The 24518-nt window shown below is 73.2% G+C and carries 22 protein-coding genes, 1 tRNA gene and 2 pseudogenes; 13 read left to right on the forward strand and 12 right to left on the reverse strand.

Features of this window, described 5'->3' with window-relative positions:
- Positions 1-63: 63 nt before the first annotated feature.
- Positions 64-1060: pseudogene (gene tnpC / locus AMOR_RS24935) on the forward strand (IS66 family transposase); the annotation flags it as partial.
- A gap of 22 nt (positions 1061-1082) precedes the next feature.
- Here tnpC and AMOR_RS24940 read toward each other — a convergent pair.
- On the reverse strand, positions 1083-1517 hold the full coding sequence (locus tag AMOR_RS24940) for a hypothetical protein (protein WP_248355185.1): 435 nt from the start codon (positions 1515-1517) through the stop codon (positions 1083-1085).
- 83 nt (positions 1518-1600) lie between these two features.
- Here AMOR_RS24940 and AMOR_RS24945 point away from each other — a divergent pair.
- Positions 1601-1756: pseudogene (locus tag AMOR_RS24945) on the forward strand (IS66 family transposase); the annotation flags it as partial.
- Positions 1757-1885: 129 nt separating this feature from the next.
- Here AMOR_RS24945 and AMOR_RS24950 read toward each other — a convergent pair.
- Positions 1886-2242: a hypothetical protein gene (locus AMOR_RS24950; protein ID WP_248355187.1), complete on the reverse strand. Its 357-nt coding sequence runs from the start codon at positions 2240-2242 to the stop codon at positions 1886-1888.
- Positions 2243-2345: 103 nt separating this feature from the next.
- Entirely contained in the window at positions 2346-2444 is a 99-nt protein-coding gene (locus AMOR_RS24955) for a hypothetical protein (protein WP_248355188.1), read from the reverse strand.
- 797 nt (positions 2445-3241) lie between these two features.
- Between AMOR_RS24955 and AMOR_RS24960 the strand changes: the two genes are divergently transcribed.
- Complete coding sequence (locus AMOR_RS24960; protein ID WP_248355190.1) at positions 3242-3556, forward strand: tyrosine-type recombinase/integrase; 315 nt, start codon at positions 3242-3244, stop codon at positions 3554-3556.
- A 29-nt stretch (positions 3557-3585) separates the two neighbouring features.
- Here the strand turns inward: AMOR_RS24960 and AMOR_RS24965 are convergent.
- The 5 genes from AMOR_RS24965 to AMOR_RS24985 all read right to left on the reverse strand — a co-directional run bounded on the left by AMOR_RS24965 (position 3586) and on the right by AMOR_RS24985 (position 10877).
- Positions 3586-3658: transfer RNA gene (locus AMOR_RS24965), tRNA-Glu, on the reverse strand.
- Positions 3659-3733: 75 nt separating this feature from the next.
- Positions 3734-4426 (reverse strand): sterol desaturase family protein, encoded by a 693-nt coding sequence (locus tag AMOR_RS24970; RefSeq protein WP_248355192.1) that lies wholly within the window; start codon positions 4424-4426, stop codon positions 3734-3736.
- 132 nt (positions 4427-4558) lie between these two features.
- On the reverse strand, positions 4559-5494 hold the full coding sequence (cysK, locus tag AMOR_RS24975) for a cysteine synthase A (protein WP_248355194.1): 936 nt from the start codon (positions 5492-5494) through the stop codon (positions 4559-4561).
- A gap of 129 nt (positions 5495-5623) precedes the next feature.
- Positions 5624-9325 carry an efflux RND transporter permease subunit gene (locus AMOR_RS24980; RefSeq protein ID WP_248355196.1) on the reverse strand — a complete coding sequence of 1234 codons (3702 nt, stop codon included), beginning with the start codon at positions 9323-9325 and terminating at the stop codon, positions 5624-5626.
- A 7-nt stretch (positions 9326-9332) separates the two neighbouring features.
- Positions 9333-10877 carry an efflux RND transporter periplasmic adaptor subunit gene (locus AMOR_RS24985; RefSeq protein WP_248355198.1) on the reverse strand — a complete coding sequence of 515 codons (1545 nt, stop codon included), beginning with the start codon at positions 10875-10877 and terminating at the stop codon, positions 9333-9335.
- Between the two features lie 678 nt (positions 10878-11555).
- Between AMOR_RS24985 and AMOR_RS24990 the strand changes: the two genes are divergently transcribed.
- From AMOR_RS24990 to AMOR_RS25015, 6 genes are read left to right on the forward strand one after another with little or no spacing between them, the layout of a single operon-like run.
- The gene (locus tag AMOR_RS24990; RefSeq protein ID WP_248355201.1) at positions 11556-13793 is read left to right on the forward strand and encodes an NAD(P)-binding domain-containing protein; all 2238 of its coding nucleotides are present in this window, start codon (positions 11556-11558) and stop codon (positions 13791-13793) included.
- Positions 13790-15661, forward strand: a complete 1872-nt coding sequence (locus tag AMOR_RS24995; RefSeq protein ID WP_248355203.1) for a hypothetical protein — start codon at positions 13790-13792, stop codon at positions 15659-15661. Before AMOR_RS24990 ends, AMOR_RS24995 begins: the two co-directional genes overlap by 4 nt.
- Positions 15658-16554 (forward strand): cytochrome c3 family protein, encoded by an 897-nt coding sequence (locus tag AMOR_RS25000; RefSeq protein ID WP_248355205.1) that lies wholly within the window; start codon positions 15658-15660, stop codon positions 16552-16554. Before AMOR_RS24995 ends, AMOR_RS25000 begins: the two co-directional genes overlap by 4 nt.
- Complete coding sequence (locus tag AMOR_RS25005; protein ID WP_248355207.1) at positions 16551-17279, forward strand: cytochrome c3 family protein; 729 nt, start codon at positions 16551-16553, stop codon at positions 17277-17279. Before AMOR_RS25000 ends, AMOR_RS25005 begins: the two co-directional genes overlap by 4 nt.
- Positions 17279-18922, forward strand: a complete 1644-nt coding sequence (locus AMOR_RS25010; protein WP_248355208.1) for a hypothetical protein — start codon at positions 17279-17281, stop codon at positions 18920-18922. Before AMOR_RS25005 ends, AMOR_RS25010 begins: the two co-directional genes overlap by 1 nt.
- Before the next feature lie 43 nt (positions 18923-18965).
- On the forward strand, positions 18966-19628 hold the full coding sequence (locus AMOR_RS25015; protein WP_248355210.1) for a hypothetical protein: 663 nt from the start codon (positions 18966-18968) through the stop codon (positions 19626-19628).
- A gap of 179 nt (positions 19629-19807) precedes the next feature.
- Here the strand turns inward: AMOR_RS25015 and AMOR_RS25020 are convergent, their stop codons facing one another.
- Positions 19808-20206: a hypothetical protein gene (locus AMOR_RS25020; RefSeq protein ID WP_248355212.1), complete on the reverse strand. Its 399-nt coding sequence runs from the start codon at positions 20204-20206 to the stop codon at positions 19808-19810.
- A gap of 179 nt (positions 20207-20385) precedes the next feature.
- Here AMOR_RS25020 and AMOR_RS25025 point away from each other — a divergent pair, with 179 nt between their 5' ends.
- Positions 20386-21273 carry an endonuclease/exonuclease/phosphatase family protein gene (locus AMOR_RS25025; protein WP_248355214.1) on the forward strand — a complete coding sequence of 296 codons (888 nt, stop codon included), beginning with the start codon at positions 20386-20388 and terminating at the stop codon, positions 21271-21273.
- Between the two features lie 59 nt (positions 21274-21332).
- Positions 21333-21560, forward strand: a complete 228-nt coding sequence (locus AMOR_RS25030) for a hypothetical protein (RefSeq protein WP_248355216.1) — start codon at positions 21333-21335, stop codon at positions 21558-21560.
- Positions 21561-21580: 20 nt separating this feature from the next.
- On the opposite strand, the gene AMOR_RS25035 is transcribed toward AMOR_RS25030, so the two are convergent.
- The 3 genes from AMOR_RS25035 to AMOR_RS25045 form a co-directional block, all read right to left on the reverse strand.
- The gene (locus AMOR_RS25035) at positions 21581-22021 is read right to left on the reverse strand and encodes an MmcQ/YjbR family DNA-binding protein (protein WP_248355217.1); all 441 of its coding nucleotides are present in this window, start codon (positions 22019-22021) and stop codon (positions 21581-21583) included.
- Positions 22022-22135: 114 nt separating this feature from the next.
- Positions 22136-22768 (reverse strand): hypothetical protein, encoded by a 633-nt coding sequence (locus tag AMOR_RS25040; protein ID WP_248355219.1) that lies wholly within the window; start codon positions 22766-22768, stop codon positions 22136-22138.
- A gap of 60 nt (positions 22769-22828) precedes the next feature.
- Positions 22829-23194 (reverse strand): hypothetical protein, encoded by a 366-nt coding sequence (locus AMOR_RS25045; RefSeq protein ID WP_248355220.1) that lies wholly within the window; start codon positions 23192-23194, stop codon positions 22829-22831.
- A 114-nt stretch (positions 23195-23308) separates the two neighbouring features.
- Here AMOR_RS25045 and AMOR_RS25050 point away from each other — a divergent pair, with 114 nt between their 5' ends.
- Positions 23309-23689: a hypothetical protein gene (locus AMOR_RS25050; protein WP_248355221.1), complete on the forward strand. Its 381-nt coding sequence runs from the start codon at positions 23309-23311 to the stop codon at positions 23687-23689.
- Between the two features lie 259 nt (positions 23690-23948).
- Positions 23949-24425 (forward strand): hypothetical protein, encoded by a 477-nt coding sequence (locus tag AMOR_RS25055; protein WP_248355222.1) that lies wholly within the window; start codon positions 23949-23951, stop codon positions 24423-24425.
- The last annotated feature ends 93 nt before the right edge of the window (positions 24426-24518 follow it).

Here is a 24518-nt window from a genome sequence, read left to right on the forward strand (position 1 = left end):
CGCCGCGTCCGGCTAGCCCGGCGACGGGCTCGCAGGTCCACCGGCCCGTAACCGCCCGGTCAACGATGCGCCCGTTTTCTTCCGCCGGAGCGAGGTGTCGTGGAGCACGCGGTGATCCCGGAGGCATCCGGAAGGTCCGCTTCGCGAGCTTACGTTCGTGTTCGGGATAGCCGCCGGCCTACGCGGGTCGGCCGCGCGGCCCCCTGGCGCAGCGGTCGGAGCCTCTCGGTCGTCGCGGAGAAGGAGATCGTCCTCGCGGACGAGACGTCGCACCGGGTTCAGGCGAAGGGAAGGACGCGTCGCTCGTGGCTCTGGAGCTTCATCGCGAAGGACGAGGATGACCGCGAGATGATCGCGTACGTCTTCTCAACCGAGCCGTTCGAGCGAGACGCCAGGGCGCGTGCTGGAGGGCACCGCCGGCAAGCTCGTCGCCGACGCGTACAAGGGCTATGACCGCGTGACCCTGCCCGGCCGGCGGGTCCGCGCCGGCTGCCTCGCGCACGTCCGGCGAACGTTCTTCGATGCCCAGTCCGTCGCGCCCGACGCCGCGAAGCAGGCGATGGACTTCATCCTCGAGGTCTACAAGATCGAGCGCGCCGCGCTCGACGCCGACCTCCTCGGTACTCCCGAGCACCTGGAGATGCGCCAGACCGCGAGCCGCGCGGTGATGGACGACTTCAAGGCGTGGCTCGATGCCGAGCAACCACGGCACCAGCCGAAGGGGCCGATGGGAGAGGCGATCAACTACGCGCTCGGCCAGTGGGACGCGCTGACACTCTTCGTCTCGGACCCTCACCTGCCCATCGACAACAACGCCTCCGAGCGCGCGCTCCGCGTCGCTGCACTCGGGCGAAAGAACTTCCTCTTCGTCGGCACGAACGAAGCCGGCGAGAACCTCGCCGGGCTCTACTCGCTCATCGCCACCTGCGAGGCTAACGGCGTGAACCCGGTCGACTACCTCGCCGACGTGCTCATCCGCGTGCAGACGCATCCCGCCTCGCGGATCGACGAGCTGCTGCCGCACTGCTGGAAGTCGCCGCCACACGCGAATACATCGTGACGTCCCGTGCCCGTTTCGCGTCTCATGTCAGCAGGAGTGCGGCGTCCTCGCGTCGTCGGACCAAGCGCTCGAGCTCGCCCAAGAACTGATCCAAGAGCGCCGTCTCCGTCTGGAGCTCGATAGACACTCGTGCACCCGCTTCCACCGGAACGATTCTCTCCGGACCCGTCTTGAGCGTCAGCGTGCAGGCGATATGCCCCCGCGCATCCGCGGCTGAGAACCGCATCCGAACGAAGCCGAGTTCGCGCGCATCGTCTGCGCCGGCTTCGAAAATGGCGTCGCCGCGGAACGCTGCCGCGAAAACCCTCAGGCGTTCTGCGAACGCAGAGAGGGAGTCGATCTGGGTATAAGCCATCGTCGCTGCCTGCCAGCCGTGCGAGGAGAACGACACCTCGAGGCCGATCAAGTCAGCGTCCTCAAGGACGACGCGCATGAGCAGGCGGTCGGCATGGCCCATGGCCACAACGGTACCCCGCGGCCTCCTCGAAGTCCCGCACTCCAGGACCGGCGTCAACACGTGCGTGCCCGGGCGGTTACGGCCCGCCGGCGAAGGTCTACGACAAGGCACGCTCCTGCCCGACCTTCATGGGGCAGATCGTCGTCTCGAAGTGCGCCGACTCCCTGCCTCTGTACCGGCAGGCGAAGGCGTACCGGCGTGCCGGCGTCCAGGTCGACGCCTCCACGCTCGGCGAACTGCACAACTGGACGCCACCGAGACCCGAGCCGTCGGCCTGAGCAGGTCAGCGGCGAACCCGAACACGAAGGGGGAGATGGCAAGCTCGCGGCCGCCGCGCGGCTGCATCGTCAAAACACCTTGGCCGGGCGTTACCGATCGTCCTCTCTCTTCAGTCGCTCGAGGCCCTCCTCGTGGAGTCTCAACGCGTTCTCAACGACGTCCGCTGTCATGCTGCAAGCCTCGATATCCGTTGCGGTCTCGAACGTCTCTTCCGGCGAGAGTTCGAAGAACTGAGCCGCAATGCCACAAGCGCTCAGCTGAGAGATCAGCTCCAGAAGCCGTGCCGCGACCTCTTCATGATCGTTCAGGAAGAGAGTGAACTCCGCCGCTGGACGCTTCGACTTCACCCGAGCCGTGATGTCGCCCCAAGCTGCGCCGGTCGCGTCGCGCAAGACCCTGATGGCGTGCAGGTCAGTGGATGCGATCAGGACGACGATCTTCGACACGTATCGACCTCCCGTACTCGATGATGCCGTGCCGACCACAACACGTCCATTTCCGGGGGGTTACTCGCGCTCGACCGCCTCCACCGCTCGATGACGGGCGCGATCAAATCGCGCCCGCGGTCACCTTCTCGATGGCGAGCGCGGCGCCGAGGGTCGGGGTCCGCTCGCCTCGGCAGTAGCGGTCGAGCCTCGCCTTGGTCACCCCGAGGACCTTCGCGAACAGCCTTACGGTCCCGCGTCGTATGATTCTAGGCAAGTTGTCGGGGCGAGCTTCCCGGCAGACGCCACGAAGGGGGACCGTTGCGATACACGTTCCGGGCGGTCGCCGTGTACCAGACGGTTGCAGCGGTGATTTCCCTGCTGCTGGTCGGTGCCACGGCCCTGCGGCTCGCGACTATTCCGATCGGCTTGGCGATACTTGCCGTGATTGCGGCGGTCCAAGCCGTCTCAGGAGCGATGCTGCTCCGGAACCCGCCGAGATGGATACCGCTCGCGATCGGGCTGCACGGGGCTCAAGTCCTACACATTCTAACCCCTGCGGTCGTGTACGAACTCGCACTAGGGATCGACGTCGGCCCGGCGGTCGTGTACAGGGCCGGGGAAACGTTTGCCCTCGGCAGACAACGTTGCATTCTTCGTCGGAAGCCGCCCGGCAGAGGGCTGGGTGGTCGGGGTTAACGTCGTCGCCCTCGGCGCGATAGCCGCCTTGCGGTACGGGCGAAGGCGCCGGGGGAGCGCGCTACCACCAGCCGATGCAGCCGTCCTCGATTCTGCACAGAACGGCTTAGCTGGGCGGCACCTCGACCTTTAGTCGGGCAACCACGACGCCGCTGCGAGCGGTACACGTAGAGCGCACTTGGCGACGAGCTAGAAAACCACGCGTCGCAGCGGAAACCATTGCCGCCGACATCCGGTTCGGTGCTGGTGAATGCCGCCCTAGACATCGCAGCGGCTCGGCTCGACGCCGTTCTCCGGGGGGTGCGGAGCCTCCGTCCCCAGGTGCTCTACAACGACGAGGGGCGAACGGTGAACGCGACGATGCTCTGGGAGTGGATGAGGAACGCGACCGCAGCCGCGGGGCTAGAGAAGCGCGGCGGCCTTCATTCGCTCCGACACACGTTCTGCTCGCACCTCGCGATGAAGGCGGTGACCGCGCGGACGATTCAGGAGCTAGCGGGCCACACCACGTTGACGGTGACGATGCGGTACATGCACCTGTCGCCCGGCGCGAAGGAGGCGGCGATCCGGTCATTGGATGCCAGCCCGACGACCGACCCGGGCACAACGAGGGCACAGGCTGCTGTGCCCCCGTAAAACCCAAGTCGTGTCGCGGGTGTAAGAAGTGACCCCACGGGGATTCGAACCCCGGTTACAGCCTTGAAAGGGCCGTGTCCTGGGCCTCTAGACGATGGGGTCGGGCGGTCTAGTACCCGACCTCCAGGCGCGTGTAAAGGGGCGCGAGCGGTCGGGCAGGCCGAGCCTCGCTGCCGCTCACGGCGACCGGCGCACGGCGCGCGGGATCGGCGCGACGGGATGCGGCCGGTACACCGTTCCGCGCACCACATCCCACAGCGGCACCGTCACGTTGAAGTTCCAGCGCTGCATCAGGTGAGGCGCGTGGTGGAGCTGGTGATGGCGCCGGAGCTTCCGGACGAGCCGGAGCCGCCCGATCACGCTGTGCTCCGGCAGGTGGTAGGCCAGGTGCAGCCACTCGTAGCCGAGCACGTATCCAACGACGCTCGCGACCCACAGCGCGCCGAGGTTCGGCTGGCCGAGGCGGACGAGCGCGATCGTGATCGGTGAGGTGAGCGCCAGGATGGCGAGCACGCCGTACGCGGGCAGAAGGATCAGCTTGAGCTCGCGCGCCGAGCGGATCGCCATGTCGTCCGCGACGTAGACGGCGTGGTGCTGCGGCGTGTGCCGGACGTAGAGCACCTCGATGAAGCGCGTCCGGCGGTGCAGCAGGCCCCGGTGCGCGTGCCACTCGACGGCGTTCCCGAAGACGAGGAACAGCGGTACGAGCGCCAGCTGCCACGCCCGGAGGTCGCCGATGCGCGAGAGCGCGAACACCGCGATGGCGAGGCCGACGATCGCAGGGAACGCGAGGTGCAGCCACGGCGTGTACCACCGCGGGATCCGCGACAGCAGCTCGTCGCGCAACTCTGCGCGCGACGCCTCGGTCATGACGCCGCCTCCTCGATCTACAGATGACTACTGCGAGGAGGCGAAGCTAGGGAGCCGCCGGGCAGCCCGCAACGGGGGCGGCGCTGCCCTCGGGGGGCGGCCCCACACACGTACCATGGACGGGCGTACTCGCTAGGCCGCGGTCCCTTCCTCGAAGAGCCACGTGGAGAGGTAGCGCTCGCCCGTATCGGGCAGCACCACGACGACGAGCTTCCCGGCGTTCTCCGGACGGCGGGCGACCTCGCGCGCCGCCCACGCGGCACCCCCGCACGAGATGCCGGAAAGGATGCCCTCCTCGCGGGTGAGCCTCCGGGCGAGGTCGCCGGCGTCCGCGTTGCCGACACGGACGACCTCGTCGAGCAGGGAGGCATCGAGGACCTTCGGGACGAAGCCCGGCCCCCAGCCCTGGATCTTGTGCGCGCCTGGCTTGCCGCCGGAGATGACCGGCGAGTCCGCGGGCTCGGCGGCGACGATGCGGATCGAGGGCTTGCGCGCCTTCAGCACCTGGGCGCAGCCGGTGATGGTCCCGCCCGTGCCGGTGCCGCCGACGACGATGTCCACCTTGCCGTCGGTGTCCCGCCAGATCTCCTCGGCGGTCGTGCGGCGGTGGACCTCCGGGTTCGCCGGATTCTCGAACTGCTGGAGGACCAGGTACCGCGGGTCCTCGGCGGCGAGCGCCTCCGCCTTCGCGATGGCGCCCTTCATGCCCTCGGCGCCCGGCGTGAGGACGAGCTTCGCGCCGAATGCGGCGAGGAGCTTGCGGCGCTCGACGCTCATGGTCTCGGGCATCGTGAGGACGAGCCGGTACCCCTTCGCGGCGGCGGCGAACGCGAGGCCGATACCGGTGTTGCCGGAGGTCGGCTCGAGCAGGATCGTGTCCGGCTTGATCCTCCCGTCGCGCTCCGCGGCCTCGATCATCGCGACGCCGATGCGGTCCTTCACGCTCGAGGCCGGGTTGAAGCTCTCGAGCTTCGCGACGACGGTCGCCCGCGCGCCCTCCATGATCCGGTTGAGCCGCACGAGCGGCGTGTTCCCGATGAGCTTCGTGATGTCGTCCGCGATCCGCATGCGCGCTCCCGGGGGCGCCGCGGGCGCCCCTGTCCGTTATAGCGGATGCCGTTGTACGAGCGGACGGCCGTCCTGTCAAGCGGACGCTGCGCCGCCGGGACCGCGCGGCGGCCTCCCGGGACGGCGGCGTCACGCGATGCGGGCGAGCGGCGCGGCCGTGTCGGGCGCCGCGCCGGGCCACACGAGCCGGCGCGCGGCGGGGCGGCGGCGAAGGTAAACGATCCCGCTCGCGACGACGGCGACCGCGACGGCCGCTGCGGCGAGGGCGACCGGCCAGCGGTGCCCCTCGAGCGGCTCGGCCGCGACGGCGACCGCGAGCGCCGCCGCCCACGCGCCCTTGTGCCAGGCCGCCGCGACCGCGAGGCCGCGGAGCCGGGCCGGGTCGAGCGCGGCGAGCCGCTCCCAGAGGACCTGCTCCTGCCGCCAGTAGGTGTAGATCACCGGGATGATCTCGAGCGTGAGGAACGCGCTCGTGAAGAGACCGCCCACCATCGGCGCCGCGATTCGCTTCATCACGTCGGCGCCGGAGCCGGTCGCCCAGAGGAGCGGGACGAGCCCCGCGAGCATCGTCGCGACCGTCATCAGCTTCGGCCGGACCCGCATCACCGTGCCCTCCATGTGGGCCCAGATGATGTCGTCGAGGCCGCGGATCTTCCCGGCGCGCTTCCGCCGCTCGTACGCGTTGTCGATGTAGACGATCATCACCACGCCGGTCTGAGCCGCGAGGCCGACGAGCGCGATGAGGCCGACCCAGACCGCGGTCGAGAGGTGATAGTCGAGGAGCCACAGCAGCCACACGCTGCCGACCAGCGCGAACGGGATCGAGAGCAGGACGATCAGCACCTCCGTGAAGTTCCGGAAGTGCACCCACAGCAGGAACACGATGAGCAGGATCGTGAGCGGCAGCACGATGCGCATGCGGCTCTCCATCTGCTCGAGCAGCTCGTACTGGCCGGTCCACTCGAGGACGTAGCCCTCCGGCATCCGGATCGTGCCAGCCGCCTGCGCCGCCTTCACCTTCGCCTTCGCCTCCTCGACGTAGCCGCCGACGTCGCGCCGGGCGCCGTCGATGTCGACGTAGACGTACCCGGCGAGCAGCCCGTTCTCGTCGCGGATCATGGGCGGCCCGCCCGCGATGCGGATGTCGGCGAGCTGCCCGAGCGGCACGAAGGTCGCGTTGCGCGTGCCCGGCGCGGCGAGGTCGGCGGGTCCCGTGAGCGCCTCCTGGCTCGGGCCGTCGACCCAGCCGAGCGCGGGCCCGTCGCTCGCGGCGCGCGGCGCGGGCCGGCGCGCGGGCGTCGCGTCGCCGCCGCCCATGCCGCCGCCCATCGACTGCGCGAGCCGCACCTCCGGGAGCGCGCGGACGTCGAGCCCCATCCCGCCCGCTCCCCCGCGGCCGCCGAGCGGCACGAGGAGGCGCCGCAGCCGCTCGAGGTCGCTCCGGAGGTCCTGCGGGTACCGGACGTTCACGGTGAAGCGGTTCCGGCCCTCCACGGTCACGCTGATCGGCGTCCCGCCGATCGCCGCCTCGATGACGCGGTTCACGTCGCCCACGGTGAGGCCGTAGCGCCCGAGCGCCTCGCGGCGCGGGACGATGTCCAGGTACAGGCCGCCGGTGTTCCGCTCGTAGAAGACGCTCCGCGTGCCCGGGATCGGCTGGATCACCTTCTCGAGCGCGACGCCGACCTTCTCGATCTCGGCGAGCGACGTCCCGAGGACCTTGATCCCGAGCGGAGTCCGGACGCCGGTGGAGAGCATGTCGACGCGCGCCTTGATCGGCATGGTGTACGCGTTCGTCCAGCCCGGGAACTGCATCGCGCGGTTCATCTCGTCGACGAGCTCGTCCCAGGAGATGCGCCGCCGGTCGGGCCAGACGAGCCGCAGCGCGGGCCGGAGGAAGCCGGGCGCCCACGACGACCACCACCGCGCGGCGGGCACCGTCCGCCACTGCTCCACCGGCTTCAGGCGGACGGTGGTCTCGACCATCGTGAGCGGGGCCGGATCGGTGGCCGTCTCGGCGCGTCCGGTCTTCCCGAACACGCTCGCGACCTCGGGGAAGGACCGGAACACGCGGTCCTGCGCCTGGAGCTGTCGCTTCGCCTCCTCGATGGAGATGCCGGGGAGGGTGGTCGGCATGTAGAGGACGTCGCCCTCGTTGAGGGGCGGCATGAACTCCTCGCCGAGCCGCAGCGCGAGGGGGACCGCGGAGAGGATCGCGAGCAGGCCGATGGCGATCGTGGACTTCGGGCGCCGCAGCGCGACGAACACGAACGGTCGGTACCAGCGGATGATGAAGCGCGAGACCGGGTGCTCCGACTCGGGCCTGATCCGGCCGCGGATGAGGAGGTCGCGGAGCGCGGGCGCGAAGGTGATGGAGAGGAGCGCCGCCGACAGCATCACGAAGGTCTTCGTCCACGCGAGCGGCCGGAAGAGCCGCCCGGCCTGCCCGGTCAGCGTGAAGACGGGGAGGAAGGCGACGGCGATGACGAGGAGCGAGAAGAAGATCGCCGGCGTCACCTCCCGCGCCGCCTCGGCGAGGAGCGCGCGGCGGTCCGCGCCGGGCGGCGCGTGCTCGAGCTTCTTGTGCGACGCCTCGATCATCACGATCTCGGCGTCCACGGTGGCGCCGATCGCGATGGCGATGCCGCCGAGGCTCATGATCGTCGCCGGGATGTCGAGCAGCGACATCGGGATGAAGCTCACGGCGACGGCGACCGGCAGGGAGAGCACCGGCAGCAGCGCGGAGCGTCCGTGGAGGAGGAAGAGGAGGATGACCAGCGCGACGACGACCGCCTCCTCGACGAGCGCCCGGCGCAGGGTCCCGATGGCGCGGCCGATGAGCTCCGAGCGATCGTAGGCGATCTCGACGCGCACGCCGTCCGGGAGCCCGGGCCTGAGCTCCTCGAGCTTCGCCTTGACCCGCTTCACGACGTCGAGCGCGTTCTCGCCGTAGCGCATCACCACGATGCCGCCCACCGCCTCGCCCTCGCCGTTCCACTCGAGGAGGCCGCGGCGGATGTCCGGGCCGAAGCGGACCTGGGCCACGTCACGCACCAGCACCGGCACACCGCCCGGTCCGGCCGCCTTCACGGCCACCTGCTCGACGTCGGGGAGGTCCTGCACGTACCCGCGCCCGCGGACGTAGTACTCGCGCCCGCTCATCTCGAGCACGCGCCCGCCCACGTCGCCGTTCGAGTCGCGGATCGCCGCCATCACCTCCTGCAGCGAGACGCCGTAGGCGCGCAGCTTGTTGGGGTCGACCGTCACCTGGTACTGCTTCTGGTACCCGCCGACGCTCGCCACCTCTGCGACGCCGGGGACGCTGCCGAGCGCGTAGCGGAGCGTGAAGTCCTGGAACGTCCGCAGCTCGTCGAGCCCGTGCCGGCCGGAGTCGTCGACCAGGGTGTACTGGAAGGTCCAGCCGACGCCGGTGGCGTCCGGGCCCAGCGAGGGCGAGACGCCCTGCGGCAGGCGCGGCGCCAGCGACGAGAGGTACTCGAGGACGCGGCTCCGCGCCCAGTACACGTCGGTGCCCTCGTCGAAGATCACGTAGACGAAGGACATCCCGAACATCGAGTAGCCGCGCACGTCGGCGACCTTCGGCGCGGACACGAGCGCGGAGACGATCGGGTAGGTGACCTGGTCCTCGACGAGCGTGGGGCTCCGCCCCATCCACTCCGTGTAGACGATGACCTGGGGGTCCGAGAGGTCCGGGATCGCGTCGAGCTTCGCGTTCCGGATCGACCAGATCGACGCGGTGGCCGCGGCGGCGACGCCGAGCAGCACGACCAGCCGGTTCCGCGCGCAGAACTCGATGATCCGGGCGACCATGGCGCTCCTAGTTCCGCGGGCCGGTCGCGGCGGGCGCGGCGCTCTCGCCGCCGCCCTCGAGCGCGGCCCGGAGCCGGCTCTCGGAGTCGAGGAGGAAGTTCGCCGTCGTCACCACGCGCTCGCCCTCGGCGAGCCCCTCGAGGATCGCGACCTTCCCCTCCGCCGCGGCGCCGGGCCGCACCTTGCGAGGCGCGAAGCGCCCCTGGCCGCGGTCCACGAAGACGTACTGGACGTCCCCCGTGTCCACGACCGCGTCGCGGGGCACCACCACCGCCTCGCCACCGCCCGTCTCGAGGACGACGTCGCCGTACATGCCCGGGCGGAGCTTCAGCTGGGGGTTCCGGATCTCGACGCGCGCCTGGAGCGTCCGGCTGCCGGTGCTCACCGCCGGATAGATGAACGTGACGCGCCCCTCGAACCTCTCGCCGGGCCACGCGGCGAGCGCGAGCGTCGCCCTCTGCCCCACCTTCACGCGGCCGAGCTCCGACTCGTACACGTCGGCGAGCACCCACACCGTGGACAGGTCCGTGATCTGGAAGAGCTCCGTGCCGGGCTGCACGTACACTCCGCGGAGGACGCTCCTCCGCGCGACGTGGCCGCGGACCGGCGCGCGCACGTTGATCGCGCGGAGGACCTGCCCGGACTGCGCGATGAGCTCGATGTCCTCCGCCGAGACGCCGAGCAGCTCGAGGCGCTGTCGCGCGTCGCGCTCGAGGTCGGTCACCGGCTGCGACGTCGCCGACTGCGCCGGCGCGGCCGCGCCGCCCGGCGGCGGGGGCGGGGCGCGGCGCTCGGACCACTTGATGGCGTTCAGGAAGACCTGCTGCGCGTTCAGCATCTCCGGGCTGTAGACGGTCGCGAGGACCGTCCCCTTCTGCACGAGGACGCCGGTCTCGCTCACGCCGAGCGACTCGACCCAGCCCGAGAACCGGGTGTTGACGCTCACGAGCCCGTTCTCGGTCGGGGTGACGAAGCCCACGGTGCGCAGCGACGACGCGAGCGGCTCGCGCCGCGCGGCCGCGGTCTTCATGCCGATGAGCTGGATCCGGTCCACCGTCAGCTCGACCTCGGCGAGCCCGGGGACCCCCTCGCCGGCGGCGGTCGCGGGCTCCTTCGGGACGAGCTTCATGCCGCAGTCCGGGCAGCGCGCCTTCGCGTCGGCGGTGACGAAGGCCGGGTGCATGGGGCAGGTGTAGAGCGGGCCGGCCGCCGCCGGGTGGCCGGCGTCGGGCGTCGCGGCCGGCGCGGGCGCCGCGGTCCTCGCGGCGGCGCCGCCGACCGGGACGAGATCCATGCCGCAGATCGGGCACTCGCCCCGGTGGGTCGTCACGATGGACGGGTGCATCGGGCAGTGGAACCGCTCCTCGGCGGCCGAGAGCAGGCCGCCCGAGGACGCGTGGTGGAGCCACGCTCCGGCGGCGGCGACGGCCATGAGCCCGACGAGCGACCACCGCACGAGCGCCATCGCCCGCGTCCCCGGCGGCGCGTGCTCCTCGCCCTCCGGCAGCGGCGCCTCCGCGGGGATCGACGGGGTTCGGCTCTCGGCTGCCATGGCGCGGCTCCGTTCCTTCCTCGCGCGGCGTGCGCTCGATCCTGGGGACCCGCCCCGAATTGGTGACGATCGACGAGACCCGCGAGTCCCTCGATCCTGGGGCTCGACTACTCCACACCGGGCGCGCCGCCGATCGTCCCGGCGAGCACGGCGGCTGCGAGGCGCATGGGATCTCCGATCGAGGCAGGGCCCTAGAGGGCGGTGAGCGCTCCAGCTTAGCCGCGGTCCCAGTCCCGGCCACAGCGCACGCCCTGCCGCACCCCCGAAGGTCATCGCGGGAGCGCGGACGGCGGCGGGTGGCGGCAGGGTCGAGTCGAGCTGCACAGCGGGTCCCGGAGGCGGGTCGTTGGCGCCGCAAGGAGCGTCGCCGGCCCACCGCGCCGCGGGCCCCGGCCTCCAGCCAGGCCGGGTCCCGCGGGGATCGAGCGAGCGAGGGCGGTCCCCGGCGCGGCGCCGGGCAGGGCGGAGCCGTGCCCGAGGCGGTGGAATGAAGACGCAGGGTGAACGACACCGAGCGTGCGCCTCCGGCCAGCATGAACGCCGGGGCGAGTGCTGCTTGCTTCACCGACGGTCGGAGGAGCGACGCGGGGTCGTCCGCGAGCGGGGCTTGCCGAACGGGTGAGGCGGAAGCACCGTGCCGCCGCTCTCCACGCAGTCGGGAACCGGGATTCTGTGGACATGGACTTCGCGTCGCTGTGGATCGTCTCAGGGTCGTTCGCGTGCGTCGGGCTGCTCGCGGGAGGCCATCTCGGACGGCGCTGGCTGCGGCAGCGGCGCGATCGCGCGGCGCTCGACGAGAAGGCCGGGCGCGGCGAGCACCTGGCGCGCTCGCTCCACCCGGTCATCGACCCGAACGTCTGCATCGGCAGCCTCTCCTGCCTGAAGGCGTGTCCCGAGGGCGACATCCTCGGCGTGGTGGACGGCGCTGCGAGCCTCGTCCACGCGGACCACTGCATCGGCCACGGCCGGTGCGCCGCCGAGTGCCCGGTGGGCGCGATCCGGCTCGTCTTCGGGACTGCCGAGCGCGGCGTGGATCTCCCCGAGGTGGACGGCCACTTCGAGTCCTCCCGGCCCGGCGTCCACGTCGTCGGCGAGCTCGGCGGGATGGGGCTCATCAAGAATGCCATCGGCCAGGGCCTGCAGGTCGCCGAGCGGATCGCGGAGATCGTGCCGAGGGGCGGGCCGGAGGTCGTCGTCGTCGGCGCGGGGCCGGCCGGGATCGCGACCGCGCTGGGCCTGAAGGCGCGCGGCGTCCCGTTCCGGCTCGTCGAGCAGGGCACGATCGGCGGCTCCGTCGCGCACTACCCGCGCCGGAAGATCGCGATGACGGAGACCGTGGAGCTCCCGCTGGTCGGGCGGTTCGGCCAGCGGCTCATCACGAAGGAGGAGCTCCTCGCGTCCTGGCACCGCATCCTGCGCAAGACGGGCATCCACGTCGAGCAGGGGGTGAAGGTCACCGGCATCGAAGGCGACGACGGTCGGTTCACGGTGAGGACGGAGGCCGGCGCGATCGCCGCGTCCAAGGTCGTGCTCGCCATCGGTCGCCGCGGGACGCCGCGCCGCCTCGGGGTGCCCGGCGAGGAGACGGAGAAGGTCCTCTACGGGCTCACCGATCCCGATCAGTACGACGGCGCCCGGGTGCTCGTGGTCGGCGGCGGCGACTCCGCGCTCGAGGCGGCGATCCAGCTCGCCGAGGAGTCGACCGCCGAGGTGACGCTCTCGTACCGGGGCGACGCGCTCGCGCGCTGCCGCGAGGCGAACCGGAGGCGGCTGGAGGGGCTCGTCCAGGCGGGGCGCATCCGCGCGCTCCTGCGATCGACGGTGACGGAGATCCGCGCCCGCGAGGTCCTGCTGGACGTGGCTGGCCAGGCCGCGACCCTCGAGAACGACTTCGTCATCGTGAACGCCGGTGGCGAGCTGCCGCTCGAGCTCCTCGCGAAGGCCGGCGTGTCCCTGCGCCGCTACCACGGCGAGGCGCCCGGTGAGGTCCACGTCGACGGGACGGGCGACGGGTATCGCGAGCAGCGCCGGCGCGCGGCCGCGAGGAGGGAACGGTCGGACCGGATCCGCCGCCGAGTCGTCAGGACCCTGTACGCGCTCGCCGGGATCGCGATCCTCGCCGCGCTCGCGTGGAAGGGGCGCGACTACTATCCGCTCTCCCGGGTCGAGCGCCTCCGGTCGCCACTCCACCCGAGCATGAAGCCCGCCGGCACGTTCGGCCACTCCATCGGCATGGCCGCGACGGCGTTCATGCTGTCCAACTTCCTCTACGCGGCGCGCAAGCGCTGGAAGCGGCTCGCCGCGCTCGGCAGCATCCGCAGCTGGCTCGACTTCCACGTGTTCGTGGGGTTCATGAGCCCGCTCGTCATCGTCTTCCACGCCGCGTTCCAGTCCAACAACCTGCTCGCCACCGGGACGTCGGCCGCGCTCGCCGTCGTGGTGAGCACCGGGATCGTCGGCCGGTACATCTACGGGATGGTGCCGTCGGACGGCGGGAAGTCCGTGGAGCTCGCCGAGCTCCTCGGGCGGTTCGAGCGGCTCCGCGCCGAGATGGGGCCGCTGCTCGAGGAGGCCGGCGGCCCTGCCCGCGCGCTGCTCGACCGCGCCGCGGCGCCGGTGCGCGGGGGCTCGCTCCTGCTCCTCTTCCTCGCCGTCCCGGCGCAGGCACTCGTGTTCCGCGTGCGCCTCGCCCGCGTGCGGCGGCGCTTCCGCGATCCCGGCCACTTCGCCCGGTTCCGCGAGGCGGTGGTCCGGCTCGCGCGGCTCCGCTGGCAGATCCGGTTCTACGCCTCGCTGAAGCGCCTCCTCCGCGGCTGGCGCGTGTTCCACGCCTCCCTCGCGGTCTTCCTCGTGCTCGCCATCGCCGCCCACATCGGGCTCTCGCTCTACCTCGGCTACGGGCTCCTCCACCGGTGAAACCGACCTCCCAGCTCCCCGGCCTGACCCTCGCCCTCGCGGCCGCGGCGCTCGCAGCGGCGCCGGCCCGCGCCGACGTGTTCTCCCCCGGCGACCTCTCCCGTCCCCACGCGAAGCTCGAGGGCCTCCAGAACTGCACGAGGTGTCACGTCGCCGGCCAGCAGCTCTCGCAGGAGCGCTGCCTGGCCTGTCACACGGAGCTCGAGGGCCGCGTCCGTCAGGGGCGCGGGTTCCACGGCCGCATGCCGGCCGGCGACCGCGACTGCTGGAGGTGCCACCACGAGCACCAGGGCCGCGCGTTCCCGGAGATCGACTGGGGCAAGGGTGGGAAGAGGGGCTTCGACCACGCGAAGGCCGGCTTCGACCTCCGGGGCAAGCACGCGCGGGTGGACTGCGCGCGCTGCCACGACCCGCGCCTCGTCGCCGACCCGGCGGTCCGGGACGTCCTCGCGAGGCAGCCCGGGCGCGAGACGCTGCTCGGCGCGCCGCAGGCGTGCGCGGCGTGCCACTTCGACGAGCACCGCGGCCAGCTCGGGACGGACTGCCAGCGGTGCCACGGCGAGGACGGCTGGAAGCCGGCGAGGAGGTTCGACCACGCCCAGAGCCGGTACCCGCTCACCGGGAAGCACGCGAAGCTCGAGTGCGCGAAGTGCCACAAGGGCCAGGAGGAGCCCGCGCGCACCGCCGGACCCGCGATGACGGCGCCGGTCAGCGCCGCGGCGTTCGTGAGGTACCGGCCGCTGCCGTTCGAGAGCTGCCTCGATTGCCACAAGGACCCGCACCAGGCCCGGTTCGGGCCGAGCTGCCGGAGCTGTCACGACACCTCCGACTGGCGGAAGGTCACCGGCGCCGGCGCGCAGAAGGCGTTCCACGAGAGGACGCGCTACCCGCTCCGCGGCGCGCACGTCGAGGCGAAGTGCGAGGCGTGCCACGGCCCGTTCCCCGGGATGAAGGCCGCCCAGTACAAGGGCATCCCGTTCGACCGCTGCACGGACTGCCACCTGGATGCCCACGTCGGGCAGCTCCAGGCCGTCGCGGCCGCGGTCCGGCTCGCTCCGACCCCGGCCGCGGCCGGCGCCACCTCCGGCGCCCGCGCCGCGCCGGACGCCTGCGATCGCTGCCACACGGTCCAGGGCTGGATGCCGGTCCGGTTCGAGCTCGCGGACCACGACGCGCTCCCGTACCGGCTCGAGGGCGCGCACCGGGCGGTCGCGTGCGCGCTGTGCCATCCGAAGGACCCCCGGCTCGCGTTCCGGGTGCCCGCGGCCGTGAAGGCGGAGCTCCAGCGCAAGCGCCGGCCGCTCCAGGTGAGCCTGGCGCTGCTGGACGTGCCGCGCGCGGGCGACTGCCGCACCTGCCATCGCGACCCGCACGCCGGCCAGCTCGACGCGCGCGCGAAGGACGGGGGCTGCGCCGCGTGCCACGGCCTCGACTCCTTCCGGAAGGTCCGGTTCGACCACCAGAAGGACGCGCGGTTCCCGCTCACCGGCAAGCACGAGAAGGCGGCCTGCGCGAGCTGCCACCGCCCGGACGCGAAGGGCGTCGTCCGCTACCGCCCGCTCCCGCTCGCGTGCGCCGGGTGTCACGCCGACGTGCACGCCGGCCAGCTCGCGGCGAAGGGGCAGGGGACGGACTGCGCGCGGTGCCACGAGACCTCCGCGTGGAAGGAGCCGCTCCGGTTCCGCCACGAGAAGCCGTTCACCGAGTACGCGCTCACCGGGAAGCACCGGAAGGTCGAGTGCGCGAGGTGCCACGGCGTCGTCTCCGTCGCGGGCGCCGAGGTGCGCCGCTACCGCGGCGTGCCGACGGCCTGCGAGGGGTGCCACGCCGACTTCCACCAGGGGGCGTTCCGGGGGTACGTGCCGTGACGACGCTCGCGCTCGCGCTCCTCCTCGCCGCAGCGCCCGCCGGGCAGCCGGTCGCTCTCCCGTTCGCCCTGAGCGTAGCGCCCGCGAACGCGGGCGCGAAGTCGAAGGGCGCCGCGCCCGACCTCGCCCCGCGTGCGCTGGTGCCGGATCACGGCGGCGACACCCGCTGCGCCGCGTGCCACACGGCCGAGGGCTGGAAGGACGTGAAGTTCGCCCACGACCGGACCGGCTTCCCGCTCGAGGGGCGCCACGTAGACGCGCAGTGCAGGGCGTGCCACGCGACGGGCACGTTCGCCGAGCCGGTGCCGCGCGCCTGCGCGGCCTGCCACCGCGACGTCCACCAGGGCCGGCTCGGGCAGCGATGCGGCGACTGCCACGACCCGACCGCCTGGGCGACGCCCACGTTCGGCGCCGACGCCCACCGTCGGACGAACTTCCCGCTCACCGGCCGCCACGCGTTCATCCCGTGCACGGAGTGCCACGGTGACCGGCGCGATCGTGGCTTCCAGCGTCCGACGCCGCGCTGCATCGGCTGCCACGAGGCCGACTGGCAGCGCGCGGGCGCGGGCGGGGCGGCCGTGGACCACGCCGCGGTGGGGTTCCCGCAGGAGTGCCGGACCTGCCACGGGGCGTGGCGGTTCTCGCCGGCGGGGCTGCCCGCGCACGAGGCCTGCTTCTCGCTGCGCTCCGGGCCGCACGGGGGCGTCCGCTGCCTCGACTGCCACCGCTCGATCCCGCCCGTCGACTACACCCAGCCGTTCACCTGCGCGACCGACACCGCCGACTGCATGCGCTGCCACGGCAACCCCGCCGGCGAGCACTCCGGGGTCCCCGGATACGCGCCCATCAACCGCAAGTGCTACGAGTGCCACCGCTTCTCGAGGGCCCCATGAGACGCGTCCTCCCGCTCACCGTGCTCCTCGCCGCCGCGTGCGGCGGCTCCTCGAACGCGCCGGCCATCACGATGCCCTCGCCCGACGCGCACGCTTCGCTGTACTTCCCGGCGAACGCCGCGTCGGTCCACTCGGGGACCACCTGCGGCGACTGCCACGACCCCCAGGCGACCTCTTTCGCGCAGTTCGACTGCCTGCACTGCCACACCGGGGCGCACGCGGACCAGACGGCGCTCACCGCGACCCACGCCGGCGTCGCGGGCTTCGAGCTCACGAGCGCCGGCTGCTACCGCTGCCACCGGGACGGGACCGGCGTGAACCACGTCCCGTTCTTCCCCATCGCGTCGGGCGCGCACGCCGGCGTGCTCTGCAGCCAGTGCCACACCGACCCCGCGAACCGGAAGGATCCCGCGACGCTCGCGTGCGCGGCGTGCCACCTCCAGAAGGATCCCGCCCTCGCGACGAAGCACACGAGCGCCACGGTGCCGGTCGTCGACTATGGCGCGACGAGCGCGGCGTGCGTGAAGTGCCACGCCGACTCGCAGGTGGACCGCGGGGCGAGCCACCCGGGCGGCGAGAGCGGCCCTCTCGGCAACTCGCGCCACCGGAGCGCCGGGTGCACGACGTGCCACTCCGGCTTCCGGACCGACAAGCCGTGGGCGGCGAGCTGGTCCTCGACGCCCGGCTGCGTGACGTGCCACCCGAACGGCACGGGAGGCAACTAGTGCTGTCCGCCCTCGTCCTCGCCGCCGCGCTCGGCGCGGATCCGGCCACGCCGCTCGGCGCCGCACCGCCGGTCCGCGCCGAGCGGCCGCGCGGGACGGGCGGCGTCGCCTACGTCACGGCGAAGAAGGTCTACCTCGACGTCGGCGCCGACGACGGGCTCCCCGAGGGCTCGGAGCTGGAGCTCCGGCGCGGGGGCGCCGTCGTGGGGCGCTGCCGCGTGGAGGTGGTCGCGCCCCACCAGGCCGTCTGCTCCGGCGCGCCGGCGCGGCCGGGCGACGTCTTCCGGTTCGAGCCGGCGCCGCCCGCCGCGGCCGCCGCTCCGGCCCCGAAGGTGCTGCCGCCCCCGCCCGACGACGCCGAGGTGGCTCGCCGGCTCGCGGCCCTCACCTCCGCGCCGCAAGCGTCCCTCGTGCAGTACCGGGCGCCCGCGACGGAGGCGGCCGCCGTCCCGCGGAGCCGCACCGTGGAGGCCGCGCTCACCCACGCGTCCTGGGTCGCCTCCGACGCGGCGTCCTCGCACCGCGAGTCCCTCGACGTCGTGATCCGCGGCGCGGAGGTCGCGGACGGCCTCACGCTCGACGTCGACGCGCGCGCGGAGCGCTGGCTACGCAGCGGGACGCCGCGCTTCCGGCCGAACGACGCCACCCAGCTCTACCTCTGGCAGGCGCAGCTCACGGCGACCCCGGGCGACGCGCTCGTGCTCTCGGCGGGGCGCGTCCTGCCGTGGTCGATCCCGGGCGCGACGCTGTTCGACGGCGCCCTCGCCGGCGTGCGCCGCCGGACCGGCGACCTGCGGACGGAGCTCGGGCTGTTCGGCGGGCTCGTGCCGGATCCGGTCACCACCGCGCCGACGTCGAGCCGGTCCACGGGCGGCGGCTACTGGATCCTCGACGGCCTCCTCGGCCACGGCGCGTCGTTCCGGCAGGAGGGGCGCGTCGCGGTGGTGCACTCGCCCGAGCTCGGCACCCGCTACGAGGCGTCGCTCACCGGCCGCCTCTTCCTGCGCCTCGCCGACGTCTCCGCCGAGGGGCACCTCGGCACCGGCGGCACCGCGAGCGGCGGGCTCGACGCCGGCCGCGTGGACGTGACGCTCCGGCCGGTGCAGGGGCTCGTCCTCGGCGGCGCGTACCGCGAGGCGCGGCTCGACTGGCCGCAGCCGTTCGACCCGCCGGCGTTCCCCGGGCGATCGCGGGCGGCGGACGCGTTCGCGTACCTCGACATCGGCCGCGCGGTACGCGTGGGCGCCACCGGGGGCCTCGCGAAGGACCTCTCCACCGGGCTCGACCGGGCCTGGTTCGGTCCCGAGGTCGGGCTGCCCCGGCTGCTCGGGTCGCGCGGCGGGCTCACCCTGGGCTACCTCGAGGAGACCGGGTGGCTCAACGGGCGGAGCGCGTACGCGCAGCTCGTCGCCCGGCCCTGGGACCCCGTCCGTCTCCTTGCGCGCGTGAGCTGGGCGCACGACCAGGGCGCCGGCATCGACCGCGACGAGGTCGGGATCTACGCGAGCGCCGCCGCCGACCTCACGCGCCGCCTCGGGCTCCGGCTGTCGCTGCTGTCGCGCGCGGCGGTCGGGCTCGGCGAGGGCGCGGGGTCGACCCCGTACGGCGTGACCGGCTTCGTGTCCCTCGTCCTGAGCCTGTAGCGAGGGCTTCCCGCCGGACGGCCGCGGAGGCGAAGATGGCGGCATGAGCCCCTCCGCGAGCCCCGCCGCGGCCTGGACCCGCGCCGAGCGCGCCGTCCTCCGCCGCCTCTCCACGCCCGCCCGGATCCAGGCGTACCTCGACGGCCTGCAGTACCGGGCCGAGGACCGCGCGGCCTGCCCCCGCAAGGTCCTCGTTGAGGGCCGCGCGCACTGCTACGACGGCGCGATCTTCGCGGCGGCGGCGCTCGCGGAGCTGGGGCACCCGCCGCTGCTCCTCGACATGTGGGCCGTCCGCGACGACGACCACGTGCTCGCGGTGTACCGGGTGGATGGCTACTTCGGCGCGATCGCTAAGTCGAACTTCGTCGGGCTGCGCTTCCGGGAGCCCGTCTACCGGACGCTCCGCGAGCTGGTGCTCTCGTACTTCGAGCTGTACTTCAACGCGGCCGGCGAGAAGACGCTCCGCGCGTTCTCCGGGCTCCTCGATCTGCGCCGCTTCGACCGGCTCGGGTGGCGCTTCGACGACGCGCCGCTGCCGTTCATCTCGGACCGGCTCGACGCGCTGCCCCACCGGAAGATCCTCACCCGCGCCATGGAGCGGCGGCTGCAGCCGGTCGACCCGCGGTCGATGGAGGCGGGGATGCTGGGGACGCTTCGCGAGGGGCTCTACGCGGGCGGGGCGAAGCCGCGGCGCGCGGCCCGGTAGCGGGTCCGCTCGCTCCGCAGGCGCGGCGGGCAGCGGAGTTCCGCTCGCTCCGCAGGCGCGGCGGGCAGCGGAGTTCCGCTCGCTCCGCAGGTGCGGCGGGCAGCGGAGTTCCGTTCGCCCTGAGCGTAGGGCGGCGCAGCCGCCCGGAGTCGAAGGGCGCCAGCGGGCGCTCCGGCGCGCTACTCGTCGTCCGGGGTTCGCTGCCGCGCGCGCCGGCGGTTCAGCGAGTCGAGCATCTCGGCGCGGCGGCGGTCGCGGTAGGTGGCCGGATCGACGGCCCGCTCCGCCTGGTAGGCCGGGAGCGGCGAGCCGTCCGCCGGGCTCGCCGCGTCCGGCGGCGCCGCGGGGGGCGGGTACGCGGCCGGGACCGGGTACGTGGGGATCGGGGCGAGCCCGCCGGAGGTGGCGACGTCGGGCGGCGCGTGCTGGAGCGGACCGTCGCTCACGGCTGCGCGCGTCCTCACCGGCGCGACGGGCGCGGCGCTCCGGTCCGGGTCGGTCGCGATCGCGATGATCAGGATGCAGACGCCCGAGAAGAGGAAGATCGCACCCGCTCCGACGATGACGAGCCTGCGCATGGTTTTCCGTAGCAAAGGTGAGCCCGCCCGAACGCCGCGGAGGATACCGCCCCCGGCGACGTCGCGTCGAGCGACGTCGCCCGGGCCGCTGGACGCACGCGGCGTCCGCGGCGCGTACCCGACCCTCCCTCCCGTTCCTGCCCGGAGCGGCGGCGCCGCCGTTGCATGGAGCGCGGCCCATGGACCGATGCTCGCGCGCCCGCTGTGTCCTCGCGCTGCTGACGCTCCTCTCCTGCGGCGGGCCTCCGGCGGGCAGCGGCGCCGACCTCGCCCCGGCGTCCCCGCCCGTGCTCCGCGTCGCGACCTGGAACGTGCACGACCTGTTCGACGCGGAGGACCGCGTCGTCCCTCCCGGCGAGCGCGATCTCGTGCCGTCTCCTGCGGAGGTCGAGACGAAGCTCGAGCGCGTCGCGGCGGTGCTGCGCCGGGTGGACGCCGACGTGGTCGTCCTGCAGGAGGTCGAGAACGCGGCGATCCTCGCGGCGCTCGCCGCCCGCGCCGGCTACCCGGAGGCGCGGCTGGTCGAGGGCGCCGATCCGCGGGGCATCGACGTCGCGCTGCTCTCCCGGCGTGCCGTCCTCGCCTACGTCTCCCACCAGGCAGATCGCGACGGCGACGGGCGCCCCCTCTGGCCGCGCGACTGCGTCGAGGCGCACGTCGACGCGGGCGGCGGTCGCCGGCTCGTCGTCGTGGCGAGCCACTTCAGCTCCGCGCTCTCCGACGACGGCACGCGGCGCGCGGCGCAGGCGGCGCGCCTCCGGGAGCTCGCGGACGCCGCGGCTGCGAGCGGCGCGAAGGTCCTCGCGGGCGGCGACCTGAACGACGGCTCCGGGAGCGCCGCGCTCGCGCCGCTGCTCGGGGACGGCGCGTGGGTCGAGCCCGCGGCGGCCGGTCCGCTGGACGCGACGTGGACCTGGGCGGACGGCGGGCGGCGGGAGGTGCTCGACCACCTGGCCGTGCCCCGGGCGTCCGCCGGCGCGGTGCTCTCGGTCGAGGTCACCGGGGGCGCCGACGTCTCGGTCGCCTCGGACCACCGGCCGGTCGTGCTGGACGTGCGGATGGATTGAGCCGCGCCGGGGTTCCGGGGCGGGCCGGGGCTCCCGAGATTGTCGTCCGGAGGTGGCGCATGCCATACGGTGGACCGCCGAGCGAGGACCTCGGGCCGACGCAGGGGGTCGCGGGAGGGCCGGGCCCGACGCCGGGCGGCGCGGACGACGAGACGGCGCGGCAGGCGCCGCCGCTCGAGCGGCTGCCGCCGCGGGAAGCGCAGAAGGAGGCCGGGGAGGTCGCCGAGCGGAGCGCCGGCACCAGGAAGGCCGAGCTCGACGAGGACCCGTCTCGCGGCGAGAAGTAGGGCGGCGACCGTCCGCAGCCTCACTCCGCCCGACGACCCGGCCGTGAGGGACGCCGCGACGGTCGGAGCCGCTTCCTCGCGGGAGCGGCCGCGCCAGCCGGGGCCAGCGTGGCCACGAGCCGCTTCGGCGCGACCGCCCGGTAGCTCTCGTCGATCCACGAGCGGATCGCGTCCATCGGGACCGCGTCCCGCGGCCCGAACGTCGCCGTCACCCAGCCGCTCCGGCCGAGGCCATAGTGCGTGGGCTCGCAGTACGGGAGCTGGAGCACGCCCTCTGCGCTCGCAGGGAGCTTCACCGAGACGCTCAGCCCCGGCTCGCCGTTGCTCAGGAACACGAACGTCTTGCCGCGGACCTTGATCGCGCGGTGGTCCCAGGGGAAGTCCTCGTGCGCCTCGGGGTAGCCGAGCGCCATCCCGCGGACGGCGGCCTCGTGTCTGTTCCGGATGTTCGGAGCGGGCATGGTCCGTTCCTATCGCGAAGCGGGGCTGGGCGCTGGCTGCCGGGCGGGACGCGTGCCGAGACGGTCGCGGGCACGACCTCACGCGCTCGTGCTGGGGGGTATCCGCCGCGTGTGTCACGATCGAAGCTCGGTGACCGCGACGCCTGCCCGGCGGAGGGCCGCGAGCACCGCGGTCCGCGCGGCGGGATCCGGGAGCCATACGACGCGCCGGAGGCGGCCCGGCCACCGCCGCGTGAAGAGGCACGCGAGCCGGTCGCCGGCGATCGCCTCCTGGATGGAGCCGAGCTCGGTCACGCGGTGGAGCGCGAGCTTCGAGGCGTGAGCCTCGAGGCGCGTGCCGGAAAAGACGTACTCGGTCTCGTACGGCGCATGCCGGCGCACGGCCTCGAGGAGCCGGTGGGCGCGCCGCGCCGTCACCGCGCGCATCCGGGCGCGGAGCCTCACCGTGAAGGACCGCTCGAACGCGAAGACGGTGCCCAGGATGACGAACAGCGGGAGGGACGCGTAGGGCAGCGCCAGCGATCTCCGGGAGCACTCGGGCGTGAGGACGATGAGCGCCCAGGCGCGGAGGATCCCGGCGGCGGCGAGCGCCATCCCCGCGATCCGGAGCGCCCGCCGCGGGATGCGCCGCCGCGTCGCCTCGTACACCCGCTCGTTGAAGGTCCACAGGGCCGCGTCGAGCTCGGGTTCGGCGCGGTCGAGGAGCTCCGACGTCAGCTCGCAGCGGTAGCGGATCACGTCGTCCACCCCGCGATTGTGCCCGACCGCGCCAGCAGGGGACAGCGATCGTGGGGGCGGGCCGAACCGCTACGGCGCGGGAGGGAGGCAGCACGTCGTCTGATACCCACCGGACATGCACACGTCCCAGACTCCGCCATAGTCGCAGAAGTACACGAGCACGAGCTGCGGCTCCGTCGCCGGCGCGAGGACGCCGCACTTCCACCGGCAGAGCCACTGCGCCTCGTCGCGGCCCGAGTAGTCGGCACCCGGGCACGTGATCGTGGAGCCCTGGATCGTCCAGCCTGCCTCGACCGGACTCACCGGCGTCGGGTCCACCGGCGGAGCATGGATGTTCGCCGGCGGATCGATGGGCGGCGGGTCGACCGGATCATTCGAAGTTCCGCCGCATGCGCCCACGAGCAGCGCCGCCGCGATCGTCACGAGTCGGTTCATCGGTCCCCCTCGGAGCGCAAACCGTAGCAGGTACACACGGCATGCTCTGCGGGTGAACACGCACCCGCGGGGAAACCCCCATGCCCGCCCACGGCACTGTATGATCCGGGTGCGATGTTCTTTCCCTCCACGGCAGCCCTCCTAGCCGCCCTCGCGTCGGTGGTCGTCGTCAGCGTGGGCGGGGCGGCGCTGCAGGCGCGCTTCCCGCGTGCTCCCCTCGCCGGACTGCTCGCCGTCGCGGTCGCGTTCACGCTGACGCTCGCGGTCGCGAAAGCTGGGGGGCCGCTGCTGCGGTCGGTAGCCGAGCCCGCCGTCGGCGAGATCGTCGGGCTCGGGCTTCCGGCCTCGGCGGCGCTGGGTGCCCTCGTCTTGCTCCGCCGGCGTGGACCGCGGCTCCGGGTCGGCGTCGCGCTCGCCGCGGGCGCCATCGGAACGGTGTACGCGATACTCGCCGCACTCGCGGTCATGTGCGGCGTCATCGGTGAGTGCCTCTGATCCGCGACGCCCTGGCGTGGCTCGAGGTTGGAGTCGGGGACGTGCAGGCCGCGGTGCTGGGGGCGCCGGGACGCTCGGCGTGTGCGCCCCGGCGCCACGCGGTCAGGGCGAGAAGACCTCCGTCACGGTGCTCCCGGTGGCGCCCGGCAGCCGGAACCGGAGCGGCGCCTCGTCCCGCGCGGCGGCGCTAGGACGTTCTGAAGGGCCTCGCGGGTACATGCACCTGGCACGTCGGGCGGTCCTCGGAGATGATCGCGCCATGAAGGACACGACGGTGTTCGTCCCGGTCCTGCGTGTCGGGTCACCCACGTTCGACCCGCACGCGCTGCTCGCGGCGCATCCCGAGGTGAAGCCCTACGACGTCTGGCGGGCTGGCGACCCGTTCCTGCGTGGCCGCACGCGCTCGAAATCTGGGTTCGCGGTCGACCTCGGCAGCGGCGCGAAGTGCTCGACCGTCGTGCGACGTTGCATCGAGAAGATCCGCACGATGACGCCCGCCCTGCGCAAGGCCAGGAAGGCGGGCGCGACCTCGGAGCTCGACATCGGGGTGATGCCCGATGCCCGATGGTTCGTCCTCAGCACGAGGTTTTCGCCTGACGATCTCGCTGTGCTCGCGAAGGCAGGAGTCGCGCTCTGTGTCTCCTCCTATCCTGCGCACGACTCCGGCGCGTCGCGCCGAGGCGCGACGACGCGGCGGCGACCGGCCGTGCGAAAGAGGCGAGAACGAGCGTCCTGACGAGACGACCCTCCCGCCGAGATGCACCGTCCGCGCCCGGGCGCGAACCTCCCGCCTGCGCGCGAGGCGTAACCCCTGCTCGCCGACCCCAGC

Source organism: Anaeromyxobacter oryzae (assembly GCF_023169945.1).
Lineage (GTDB): Bacteria > Myxococcota > Myxococcia > Myxococcales > Anaeromyxobacteraceae > Anaeromyxobacter > Anaeromyxobacter oryzae.

Excerpts from the sequence above, each read along its gene's own strand:
- AMOR_RS25045 (WP_248355220.1), bottom strand. The coding sequence starts at position 23,194 with ATGAACCGACTCGTGACGATCGCGGCGGCGCTGCTCGTGGGCGCATGC.
- AMOR_RS25055 (WP_248355222.1), top strand. The coding sequence starts at position 23,949 with ATGAAGGACACGACGGTGTTCGTCCCGGTCCTGCGTGTCGGGTCACCC.
- AMOR_RS24985 (WP_248355198.1), bottom strand. The coding sequence starts at position 10,877 with ATGGCAGCCGAGAGCCGAACCCCGTCGATCCCCGCGGAGGCGCCGCTG.
- AMOR_RS25020 (WP_248355212.1), bottom strand. The coding sequence starts at position 20,206 with ATGCGCAGGCTCGTCATCGTCGGAGCGGGTGCGATCTTCCTCTTCTCG.
- AMOR_RS25030 (WP_248355216.1), top strand. The coding sequence starts at position 21,333 with ATGCCATACGGTGGACCGCCGAGCGAGGACCTCGGGCCGACGCAGGGG.
- AMOR_RS24970 (WP_248355192.1), bottom strand. The coding sequence starts at position 4,426 with ATGACCGAGGCGTCGCGCGCAGAGTTGCGCGACGAGCTGCTGTCGCGG.
- AMOR_RS24990 (WP_248355201.1), top strand. The coding sequence starts at position 11,556 with ATGGACTTCGCGTCGCTGTGGATCGTCTCAGGGTCGTTCGCGTGCGTC.
- AMOR_RS24980 (WP_248355196.1), bottom strand. The coding sequence starts at position 9,325 with ATGGTCGCCCGGATCATCGAGTTCTGCGCGCGGAACCGGCTGGTCGTG.
- AMOR_RS25050 (WP_248355221.1), top strand. The coding sequence starts at position 23,309 with ATGTTCTTTCCCTCCACGGCAGCCCTCCTAGCCGCCCTCGCGTCGGTG.
- AMOR_RS25015 (WP_248355210.1), top strand. The coding sequence starts at position 18,966 with ATGAGCCCCTCCGCGAGCCCCGCCGCGGCCTGGACCCGCGCCGAGCGC.
- AMOR_RS24940 (WP_248355185.1), bottom strand. The coding sequence starts at position 1,517 with ATGGGCCATGCCGACCGCCTGCTCATGCGCGTCGTCCTTGAGGACGCT.
- AMOR_RS25025 (WP_248355214.1), top strand. The coding sequence starts at position 20,386 with ATGGACCGATGCTCGCGCGCCCGCTGTGTCCTCGCGCTGCTGACGCTC.
- AMOR_RS25005 (WP_248355207.1), top strand. The coding sequence starts at position 16,551 with ATGAGACGCGTCCTCCCGCTCACCGTGCTCCTCGCCGCCGCGTGCGGC.
- AMOR_RS25035 (WP_248355217.1), bottom strand. The coding sequence starts at position 22,021 with ATGCCCGCTCCGAACATCCGGAACAGACACGAGGCCGCCGTCCGCGGG.
- cysK (WP_248355194.1), bottom strand. The coding sequence starts at position 5,494 with ATGCGGATCGCGGACGACATCACGAAGCTCATCGGGAACACGCCGCTC.